The following is a 253-nucleotide window of genomic DNA, read 5'->3' as shown; positions in this document are numbered from 1 at the left end:
CGTCTCCATGAACCGCACTGGACGCCCATGCGCCGATCCGATCAGTTCGCCGTCCTGCATCACCACCCGCCCACGCACGATGGTCGCCGTCGGCCAGCCGGTCGCCTCCACCCCGTCAAACGGGGTCCAGCCGCAGCGCGTCGCCTGCTGGTCGTGCGTGATCGTCCGCCTGGACTTCAGATCGACGATGGTCAGGTCGGCGTCATAGCTGACGGCCATCCGCCCCTTGTTGGCCGTGCCGAACACCCGCTGC

At 68.4% G+C, this 253-nt stretch carries 1 pseudogene; it reads right to left on the bottom strand.

Going from position 1 to position 253, the window contains the following annotated elements:
- Nucleotides 1-253, bottom strand: a pseudogene (locus CVH10_RS22545) (amidohydrolase family protein); the annotation flags it as partial.

This window comes from Halomonas sp. ND22Bw (assembly GCF_003011945.1).
GTDB classification, from domain to species: domain Bacteria; phylum Pseudomonadota; class Gammaproteobacteria; order Pseudomonadales; family Halomonadaceae; genus Halomonas; species Halomonas halophila.
Note: the sequence above shows the minus strand (reverse complement) of the source record. Positions and strands in the feature narration are given on the sequence as shown.